The organism is Roseibium sp. (assembly GCF_050301095.1).
Lineage (GTDB): Bacteria > Pseudomonadota > Alphaproteobacteria > Rhizobiales > Stappiaceae > Roseibium.
Genome location: NZ_JBNKYW010000043.1, coordinates 1 through 9,201 on the forward strand (window position 1 = coordinate 1; position 9,201 = coordinate 9,201).

Here is a 9,201-nt window from a genome sequence, read left to right on the forward strand (position 1 = left end):
GTTTCCGCCAGGATCATCTCGCGAACCGCGACGATCCGCTCACCTTCGAAGAACATGTGCTCCGTCCGGCACAGACCGATGCCTTCGGCACCGAAATCACGAGCCACCTTGGCATCCTGAGGTGTCTCGGCATTGGTGCGCACCTTCATGCGCCGGACATTGTCCGCCCATCCCATCAGGGTGCCGAAATCTCCGGAAAGGACCGGCTGCAGCATGTTCACTTCACCGAAGAGCACCTGGCCGGTTGCCCCGTCGATGGTGATCACGTCGCCCTGTTTAAGCTGACGCCCGGCAACGTTGATCACACCGTTGCGGTAATCGATGCGCAGCATGCCGGCACCGGAGACACAGGGTTTGCCCATGCCGCGGGCAACCACGGCCGCGTGACTCGTCATGCCGCCCCGGCTGGTCAGGATGCCTTCCGCAGCATGCATGCCGTGAATGTCTTCAGGGCTGGTTTCCACTCGCACCAGAATCACCTTCCGGCCTTCTGCCCGGGCTTCCTCGGCGGCGTCCGAGGTGAAGACGATGGCGCCGGAGGCAGCGCCCGGCGAGGCCGGCAGGCCGGTGGTCAGGATGTCGCGTTCCGCCTTGGGGTCGATGGTCGGGTGCAGCAACTGGTCGAGAGCGCCGGGCTCAACACGGCCGATTGCCTCTTCCTCGGTAAGCAGGCCCTCGGCCACCATGTCGACGGCGATCTTCAGCGCAGCCTTGGCCGTGCGCTTGCCGGCACGGGTCTGCAGCATCCAGAGCTTGCCGTTCTCGATGGTGAATTCCAGATCCTGCATGTCCTTGTAGTGGGCTTCCAGCTTGGCGCAATAGGACTGGAACTCCGCGAAGGCTGCCGGCATCAGGGCCTCGAGCGACGGGCTGCTGGAGCCCGCTTCCTGGCGGGCCTTCTCGGTGATGTCCTGCGGCGTGCGGATGCCCGCGACCACGTCCTCGCCCTGGGCATTGACCAGGAACTCGCCGTAAAGGGCGTTTTCCCCGGTGGAAGGATTGCGGGTGAAGGCAACTCCGGTTGCCGAGTTTTCGCCCATGTTGCCGAAGACCATCGCCTGGACGTTGACGGCCGTGCCCCAGGAGCCCGGAATGTCGTGCAGGCGGCGGTAGGTCACGGCACGCGGAACCATCCAGGAGGAGAAGACCGCGCCGATGGCGCCCCAGAGCTGCTCCTGCGGATCCTGCGGGAACGGGCGCTCCAGTTCTTCCATTACAAGCGCCTTGAAGCGCTCGATAATGCCAAGCCAGGAGTCGGCATCGATATCCGTGTCGAGCGACAGGTCGTTGCGCTCCTTGTGATCCTCGATGATTTCCTCGAATTCGTGATGGTCGACGCCCAGCACAACGTCGGAATACATCTGGATGAAGCGGCGGTAGCTGTCATAGGCAAAGCGTCGGTCGCCGGTCTCCGCTGCGATGGCTTCGACCGTCTGGTCGTTTAGCCCGAGATTGAGCACCGTATCCATCATGCCCGGCATGGACACGCGCGCACCGGAGCGGACCGAAACCAGAAGCGGCCGCTCAAGGTCGCCAAACTTGCGGTTGGTGGCCGCCCCCACCTTGTCCAGAGCATCGGCGACTTCCACCGCGAGGGTCTCCGGATAGGATTTGCCGTGTTCGTAATACCAGGTACAGACTTCCGTCGTGACGGTAAAACCGGGGGGTACCGGAAGGCCCAGGCTGCTCATTTCAGCAAGATTGGCGCCCTTCCCGCCCAGAAGGTTGCGCATACCGGCGGAGCCCTCTGCCGTGCCGTTGCCGAAACTGTAGACCCACTTGGCCATGTCAAACTCTCCTCGCTTCGTGCAGGAGACGTCCCGCCCCCGTCATTTTGCACCGCACATAACTGCTACGGCATTTGACTGTCATCAAGCCCTTTTTGACAGAATCCCGTATCCTTTGACCATAAGTCTCAGTATTTCCCACGATCGGCAAAATCTAAAAGATTTAAACTTGCAGAAAGTTATCCCTGCCGCCTTGCCGCTCAGCCTTAAAGACGCCATTGTCAAGGTCAATAAGCAATCAATGAAATTGCCAGCGACGAAACTGCGAGGAACAATGACACAAGTGACCGGCGCCGTTGCCAAAATGGACCGCAGGCCCTTCAAACTGAAGCTTCTTGCGCTGGTCAGTGCAATCGCCCTTCTGCCGGTAGCAGCAGCCGCCGAAACACCGGCGCAAACGCAGACCTACGGCACCCCGTCCGACCTGCCTTTCACCCTGTCTGGTTCCTACCTGTCCGGACGTCTCGCCGGTTTTGAAAAGGACTACGCGCAGGCCGCGGCCTTTTTCGAGGAAACCCTGGCCGCCGACCCCTCCAACACCATGCTTCTGGAACGCACCTTTCTCCTGAAGCTGGCCAATGGCGATGTCGAACAGGCCGTCGTTTACGCCGACGAGATGGAAAAGGCCGGTCTGCAGAATTTCCTGGCTCAGCTCGCTCTGGGCGGTCAGCGGGTTGCCGACGGCAATTACGCCGACGCGGACGCGATCCTGGAGTCAGGACGCAACGGTCCCCTTGCGCAGCTCTCCACCGGAATTTCGCGGGCATGGGCCCTTTACGGCGCAGGCAAGGCGGACGAAGCGGTTGCCGTGATTCAGAGCCTTGACGGTCCGGAGTGGTTCGACGTCTTCAAGGCCACACACGAGGCCCATATCCTGTTCGCCGCCGGCAAGAACAAGGAAGCGCTCGAAGCCATCCAGGGCGCCTATGAAATCGACCAGGGCGCCATTCGGGTCGTCGATGCCTATGCCCGCATTCTTGCCGCCAACGGACGGCAGAAGGAAGCCATCGAGGCTCTCGACACGTTCGACATCCGCTTCCGCGGTCATCCGAAAATCAGCCAGACTCGGGAAACCATCGAAAGCGGCGCGGTCATTCCGCCGATGGTCACCGACCCGGCACAGGGCATGGCAGAAATCCTTTACGGCCTCGGGGCGGTTATCGGACGGGATGGCGGCGAGGAACTCTCCAGCTCCTATCTGCAGCTCTCGCTCTATCTGGATCCGCAGGCCGAGTTTGCGGCCATCGCCCTTGGCAGCGTGTTCGAGCGGATGAACCGGCCGGCAAGGGCTATCGAAGCTCTCATGAAGGTACCAGCCGACAGTGTTTTGAAACGCGAGGCGGAAATCCTGGTCGGAACCAATTTCAACGCGCTCGACAAACTGGACGAAGCGCGCAGCCATCTGGAAAAACTGATCAAGCAGGATCCGTCCGATCTGGAAGCCGTCATCGCCCTTGGCAATATTCTGCGCTCTCATGAGATCTACGCGGACGCGGACCAGACCTACACAAAGGGCATCGACACGATTGCCGAGTTGAAGCCCGAGCACTGGCTTCTGCTCTATTTCCGCGGCATAGCCCGCGAACGGTTGGGTAAGTGGCCTGAGGCGGAAGCCGACTTCCGCAAGGCGCTCGAACTGAACGAAAACCAGCCGCTGGTGCTCAACTATCTCGGCTATTCCCTGGTCGACCAGGGACTGAAGCTCGACGAAGCGCTCAACATGATCAAGACCGCCGTCGACCTGCGCCCAACCGACGGCTACATCGTCGACAGCCTTGGATGGGTCTATTTCCGGCTGGGCCGCTACGAGGAAGCGGTTGTCGAGCTTGAAAAGGCGATCGAGCTGCGCCCGGCAGATCCGGTGATCAATGATCATCTGGGCGACGCCTACTGGATGGCGGGCCGCAAGAACGAAGCCCGCTTCCAGTGGAACCATGCCCGCGACCTAGGACCGGATGAGAAGGATCTTCCCAAGATCCTCGACAAGATCGAGAACGGACTGAAAGAAGTGCCCGGCACCGACGCTGCCAAGGCGGCGACCGGCGAAAACGGCGGCTAACGCACCATGGACGTTTCCTCAGCGCCGTCTGCCCGGGCAGAGCTTGCCCGGGCGAAGGTCAATTTGACCCTGCATATCACCGGACAGCGTCCCGACGGATACCACCTTCTGGAATCGCTTGCCGCCTTTCCCCAGATCGGCGACCGTCTGGCCGTTGCGGCTGCGGAAAAACTCGAACTCGTGGTGGAAGGCCCCTTTGCGCGTGGGCTCGACGGCCCGCCGGACGGCAACCTAGTCCTGAAAGCGGCGACAGCATTCTCGAATGCCGCCGGAATCCCGGTGCCGAAGGTTCGTTTCACGCTGACAAAACGCCTGCCCGTTGCCTCCGGGATCGGCGGAGGGTCCAGCGATGCAGCGACCGCGCTGCGCCTGCTTGAGGACTTTACCGGCACCTATCTTGCGGAAAAAGACCTGCACGAACTCGCCCTTTCGATCGGGGCCGATGTCCCGGTTTGCCTGTTCCCCGAACCCCAGCTCATGCGCGGGGTCGGCGAGGACCTGGAACCCGGACCTATCCTGCCGAAGTGCGGTATCGTGCTCGTCAATCCGAAGACGGGCGTCTCGACGCCGGATGTATTCCGAGCTCTGGAGGTCCGTGATAATCCGCCGATGCCGGCGTTGCCTGAAAAGTTCGACGACCTGCCTCGCCTGGCTTCCTTCCTGAGCGAGTGCCGGAATGATCTTCAGGAACCGGCAATCGGGCTGTGCGGCACAATCGGCGATGTTCTCTCGGCTCTGAAGGAGGACACGCGGATCGCGTTTGCCCGCATGTCCGGATCCGGCGCCACCTGCTTCGGCTTGTGCGAGATGAAGGACGCGCTCGACGTCGAACGGTCCCTCAGGACTGCCCATCCGGACTGGTGGATTGCCTCGGGTCCGCTGACCTGAATTCATCCGGTCAAGGGCGCCGCTTTGCTGGCGAAGCCGTTTTCAGGAAATCAGCTCACGCGTGAGATACAGAAAGCCACGGCCTCGGCAAGCGCGTCGTTGTGTGCGCCGTTCGGAAGGACTTCCAGAGCCTTCACCGCGTTTTCACCATACGTGCGGGCGCGCTCAACGGTGTCCGACAAGGCGTCGTATTTCTTGAGCAGGCTGATGGCCTCTTCCAGATCGCCGTCCCCGACTTCCTCGCCTTCCAGACAGCGTTTCCAGAACGTCCGGTCGGCGTCCGTGCCGCGCGCAACCGCCAGAACGACCGGCAGCGTGATCTTGCCTTCCCGGAAATCGTCACCGACATCCTTGCCGAGGTCTGCGGAGGACCCGCCGTAATCGAGCGCATCGTCGACAAGCTGGAACGCATAGCCGAGTTCCATGCCGTAGGTACGGGCCGCCAGCTTCATGCCGTCGTCCTGCCCTGCGATGACCGGCCCGACCTCGGCCGCGGCCGCGAAGAGCGCAGCCGTCTTGGCTTCGATCACGCGCAGGTAGTCCGCTTCGCTCGTCGTGATGTTCTTGGCCGCGCCGAGCTGAAGCACTTCGCCTTCCGCGATCACCGCGGAGGCCGTGGACAGGATCCGGAGCGCCTCGAGCGAGCCGACATCCACCATCATCTTGAAGGCCTGGCCGAGCAGATAGTCGCCGACAAGCACGCTGGCCTGGTTGCCCCAGAGCTTGCGGGCTGCCAGCTTGCCGCGGCGCATGTCGCTTTCATCGACCACGTCGTCATGAAGCAGTGTTGCCGTGTGCATGAACTCGACGCTGGCTGCCAGCGTGACATGCCCCCCGCCCTGATAACCGAACATGTCCGCACAGGCGAGTGTCAGCATCGGACGCAGCCGCTTGCCACCCGATGAAATCAGATGTTTGGCGATTTCCGGAATAAGCTCGACATTCGACCCTGCCTTGGAAAGGATCAGTTCGTTGACTTCGCCCATGCCCGCGGACACAAGGTCAACGAGAGACTGTATGCTCGCACGGCTCGGCTGAGTGTCAGAATAAGTTGCGACAACGGCCACCAATGGCACTCCCTGAATATTTGAGCGGACAATATGTTGCCAAGGCGCGCGGGGCAAGACGCCATTCCGGTGACAAACTGTTGAAATGCCACATTCCGCAGGTTTTGCTGTACATCAGAGCAATGTGGCGCGTAAACGTGCCGCTGCCTGCCTTGCCGCTAACACCGGGAAACCAATGGAAGAACTCGTCAGAACCAACGACCCCGTCCTGATTTCCTTTCTGGAATCGATTCTTCAGGAAGCTGGCATCAAGCATTTTGTCGCAGACGGCAACATGAGCGTTCTGGAAGGGTCCCTGACAATGATCCCACGCCGCATCCTGGTCGCTTCAGACCAGATCCGGGCGGCCCGCCGCATTCTGAGAGAAGCCGGGCTGGATCATGAACTGCGACCGGAAAGCGGCCAGTCCTGACATGACGGAAACCGGGCAATTGCAGGACACCGAAACGACCCGGGACGCGTTTCTGGGGGGCAAGGTCCACATATACCAGCCCAGGCGCGGCCGGCACCGGGCGGGTCTCGATGCCGTTTACCTGGCCGCCGCCCTGCCCGAAGGCACGGCCGGACACGTGGTCGACCTCGGCGCCGGGGTCGGCACGGCCGGTTTTTGCGCGGCCGCCCGCCTGCCCGGCATCACCGTCACGCTTGTCGAATTGGACACCACCGTTCTCACGCTGGCCAAACGTGGGCTGGAAGATGATGACAACGCGGGTTTCGCAAGCCGGGTCTCCCTGCTCGAAGCCGATATCACGGCGAAGGGCAGTCTGCGGCATGCGGCAGGACTGACACCCTCGATGGCCGATCATGCCATCATGAACCCGCCCTATTATGAAGCGGACAGGTTTCGCGCCTCTCCAAAGGAAGCCAGGGCCGGAGCCCATATGCTGGATGAGCGCGGCCTGGAACCCTGGGCCAGAACGGCAACCGACATTGTTCGCGAAGGCGGAAGCCTTACCGTGATTTTCCGCGCCGATGGCCTGCGGGAACTCCTCGACGTGCTCCAGGGCCGTTTCGGCTCGATCGATGTCATTCCGCTGCGCCCGCGTCCGGACTCGGCGGCAACCCGGATTCTGGTCCGCGCCATCCGCGCCAGCAAGGCTCCACTGCAGCTCCTGCCCGGCTTCGTGCTTCACGAAGGCGACGGTTCCGAGTTCACCCGTCAGTCGCGAGCGGTCATGCGGGACGGCGAAGGCCTTGGCCTCGTCCCCCGCAAGTAAACGTCCGAACGCCCGCGGCGTCAGTGAATCAGGATCTCACCTTCCGCATATCGGAAGTCGACGGGAGAAATGAGGTTCTGATGGGCTATGCGCACAGAGTGAATACGGCCTTCGATTTCTCTTTCCCAGAATTTCAGGAACCGGCTGAGTTCCGGAAACTTCGGGGCCAGGTCTTCCGTCTGCCAAAGGAAACTTTGCAGGAGCTTCGGATGGTCGGGAAGCTGGTAAAGGATCTCGGCCGTGAGCAGTCCGTAGCCGAGGAGCCGCTTTTCAAAGTCTGAGTTGGTTTTCATGCCAATCCTTTCTTTGCTGCAAAGAAAGATTGTCACGGAATGCTGGTTAACCAAACACAACTTTTTGGGAATTTCTGTTTACAAACATAACTTTAGCAGCACTCACACGCGCCTGCTAACAAGACACCGTGCCGCCCCGGTCCGGAAAGTCATTTTTTCTGAATGGAGGTCAGATACCCCAAAAAGGCATCGATGTCATCCGGTTCGAACGAAAGTTCGGGCATGTTCTCATGGGCGGTGACGATGCCTTCCGCCAGCGATTCTTCCAGGCTCTCGAGGGGATAGCGCGCCGACAGATCGCGAAATGCGGGAGCATTGTCCTGCGCGCTGATGTCGTCCGTCCCGACCGCATGACAAGCGGCGCAATGGGTTTCCGCCAGCACCCTGCCGGTGGCCAGGCTGGCATCGTCGGACGGATACGCCCCATCCGATGCCTGGGCATAATTGCCGAAAGCCGTCAGCATTACGGCACAAAAAAGCGGTCTCCAGTCCGGCACAGCCGTCTCCTCCCTTGAATCGATGGGCCTTTTTATAGAAGGTCCGGAGAAGAAAGCACATCAGGGAGATCACGGGGACGACGATTTTGATAGCCCTTAAGGCATGTTCACGCAGCCTGGCTCCCTATATAAAAACAAATACCCTTTTCCGGAGGTCACATGAGCCCGACACAAATTCCCGCTTCCATCGACGACACCCTCACGCTGATGGACCAGGCGGGTTATGTCGCGGACCGGTCGCTGGCCACTGTTCTGCATCTCGCGTTGAAAATGAAACGGCCCCTGTTCCTGGAAGGCGAAGCCGGTGTCGGCAAGACCGAGATCGCCAAGGTTCTCTCCTCCAGTCTCGGCCGGGACCTGATCCGGCTGCAATGTTATGAGGGCCTCGACATTGCCTCTGCGGTCTACGAATGGAACTATCCGGCACAGATGGTCGAGATCCGTGTGGCTGAAGCTGCCGGCGACACCGATCACACGGAACTTTCCAAGTCGATCTTCGACGAACGCTTCCTGATCAAGCGCCCGGTGCTTCAGGCCCTCGAACCGTCCCTTAACGGCGCGCCTGTCTTCCTGATTGACGAACTGGACCGCGCCGACGAAGCCTTTGAAGCCTTCCTTCTGGAGGTGCTGGCGGACAATCAGGTGTCCATACCCGAACTCGGCACCATCAAGGCCAGCGAACCACCGATCGTCATCATCACCACCAACCGTACCCGTGAAATCCACGACGCCCTGAAGCGCCGCTGCCTTTACCACTGGGTCGACTATCCGGACGCCGAACGCGAGCTTGAAATCGTCCGCAGAAAGGTTCCGGGCGCCGCCGAACGCCTCGCCGCCGAAGTTGTTGCCTTCGTCCAGAAACTCCGGGCCGAAGAGGACCTTTTCAAGCAGCCCGGCGTTGCCGAAACGCTGGACTGGGCAACCGCCCTTTCCGAACTCAACGAAATCGCCCTCGATCCGGACATGGCCTCGGACACGCTCGGCGTTCTCTTGAAATATCAGGACGATATCGAACGTGTCCGCGGCTCGAAGGTGCGCCACATGATCGACGAAATCCGCAAGGAAGCCCCGCATCCGCAGTCCGTACCGGCGGTTTAGGCTACGATGTCTCCCGCAAGCCCCACCTCCCTGGCCCTCCCCCACAAGGAGGGAGGGAAATCAGAGCGGCGGCGCCGCAAACTCGTTCCAACACCCACTCGTGGGGAAGGGGCAGGTGTGGGGGTGTCAGCGGATAGGGTATGCGCACAGGGAGCTCCCTTATGACGGCCTCCCCTGACCTGCGCTCGCGCATCACCGACAACATCGTCTATTTCGCCCGCACCCTGCGCAAGGCAGGCGTGCCTGTAGGGCCCGCATCCGTCGTGGACGCTGTCAATGCGGTGGAAGTGTCGGG

The 9,201-nt window shown here is 61.1% G+C and carries 9 protein-coding genes and 1 pseudogene; 6 read left to right on the plus strand and 4 right to left on the minus strand.

The window, feature by feature from the left end:
- Positions 1 to 1,787: pyruvate, phosphate dikinase (ppdK, locus tag ACQY7U_RS03460; RefSeq protein ID WP_428641993.1), on the minus strand; the 1,787-nt coding region annotated here is incomplete at its 3' end.
- A 274-nt stretch (positions 1,788 to 2,061) separates the two neighbouring features.
- On the opposite strand from ppdK, the gene ACQY7U_RS03465 reads away from it, so the two are divergent.
- Complete coding sequence (locus ACQY7U_RS03465; RefSeq protein WP_428641995.1) at positions 2,062 to 3,846, plus strand: tetratricopeptide repeat protein; 1,785 nt, start codon at positions 2,062 to 2,064, stop codon at positions 3,844 to 3,846.
- A 6-nt stretch (positions 3,847 to 3,852) separates the two neighbouring features.
- Positions 3,853 to 4,734: a 4-(cytidine 5'-diphospho)-2-C-methyl-D-erythritol kinase gene (locus tag ACQY7U_RS03470; RefSeq protein WP_428641997.1), complete on the plus strand. Its 882-nt coding sequence runs from the start codon at positions 3,853 to 3,855 to the stop codon at positions 4,732 to 4,734.
- Between the two features lie 50 nt (positions 4,735 to 4,784).
- On the opposite strand, the gene ACQY7U_RS03475 is transcribed toward ACQY7U_RS03470, so the two are convergent.
- Positions 4,785 to 5,801: a polyprenyl synthetase family protein gene (locus tag ACQY7U_RS03475; protein ID WP_428641999.1), complete on the minus strand. Its 1,017-nt coding sequence runs from the start codon at positions 5,799 to 5,801 to the stop codon at positions 4,785 to 4,787.
- 175 nt (positions 5,802 to 5,976) lie between these two features.
- On the opposite strand from ACQY7U_RS03475, the gene ACQY7U_RS03480 reads away from it, so the two are divergent.
- Both ACQY7U_RS03480 and ACQY7U_RS03485 read left to right on the plus strand, forming a co-directional pair.
- The gene (locus ACQY7U_RS03480; protein ID WP_428642001.1) at positions 5,977 to 6,213 is read left to right on the plus strand and encodes a DUF2007 domain-containing protein; all 237 of its coding nucleotides are present in this window, start codon (positions 5,977 to 5,979) and stop codon (positions 6,211 to 6,213) included.
- 1 nt (position 6,214) lies between these two features.
- Complete coding sequence (locus ACQY7U_RS03485) at positions 6,215 to 7,018, plus strand: tRNA1(Val) (adenine(37)-N6)-methyltransferase (RefSeq protein ID WP_428642003.1); 804 nt, start codon at positions 6,215 to 6,217, stop codon at positions 7,016 to 7,018.
- Positions 7,019 to 7,038: 20 nt separating this feature from the next.
- Here ACQY7U_RS03485 and ACQY7U_RS03490 read toward each other — a convergent pair whose 3' ends face one another.
- Positions 7,039 to 7,311, minus strand: a complete 273-nt coding sequence (locus ACQY7U_RS03490) for an usg protein (protein ID WP_428642005.1) — start codon at positions 7,309 to 7,311, stop codon at positions 7,039 to 7,041.
- A gap of 149 nt (positions 7,312 to 7,460) precedes the next feature.
- Positions 7,461 to 7,808: a c-type cytochrome gene (locus ACQY7U_RS03495; protein WP_428642007.1), complete on the minus strand. Its 348-nt coding sequence runs from the start codon at positions 7,806 to 7,808 to the stop codon at positions 7,461 to 7,463.
- A 159-nt stretch (positions 7,809 to 7,967) separates the two neighbouring features.
- Here ACQY7U_RS03495 and ACQY7U_RS03500 point away from each other — a divergent pair, with 159 nt between their 5' ends.
- Positions 7,968 to 8,906, plus strand: coding sequence for an AAA family ATPase (locus tag ACQY7U_RS03500; protein WP_428642009.1), 939 nt, complete (start codon positions 7,968 to 7,970; stop codon positions 8,904 to 8,906).
- A gap of 161 nt (positions 8,907 to 9,067) precedes the next feature.
- Positions 9,068 to 9,201 (plus strand): annotated as a pseudogene (locus ACQY7U_RS03505) (VWA domain-containing protein); the annotation flags it as partial.

Bases quoted from the DNA above. Each gene is read 5' to 3' on its own strand.
- ACQY7U_RS03470 (WP_428641997.1), top strand. From the start codon at position 3,853: ATGGACGTTTCCTCAGCGCCGTCTGCCCGGGCAGAGCTTGCCCGGGCG.
- ACQY7U_RS03490 (WP_428642005.1), bottom strand. From the start codon at position 7,311: ATGAAAACCAACTCAGACTTTGAAAAGCGGCTCCTCGGCTACGGACTG.
- ACQY7U_RS03485 (WP_428642003.1), top strand. From the start codon at position 6,215: ATGACGGAAACCGGGCAATTGCAGGACACCGAAACGACCCGGGACGCG.
- ACQY7U_RS03480 (WP_428642001.1), top strand. From the start codon at position 5,977: ATGGAAGAACTCGTCAGAACCAACGACCCCGTCCTGATTTCCTTTCTG.
- ACQY7U_RS03465 (WP_428641995.1), top strand. From the start codon at position 2,062: ATGACACAAGTGACCGGCGCCGTTGCCAAAATGGACCGCAGGCCCTTC.
- ACQY7U_RS03500 (WP_428642009.1), top strand. From the start codon at position 7,968: ATGAGCCCGACACAAATTCCCGCTTCCATCGACGACACCCTCACGCTG.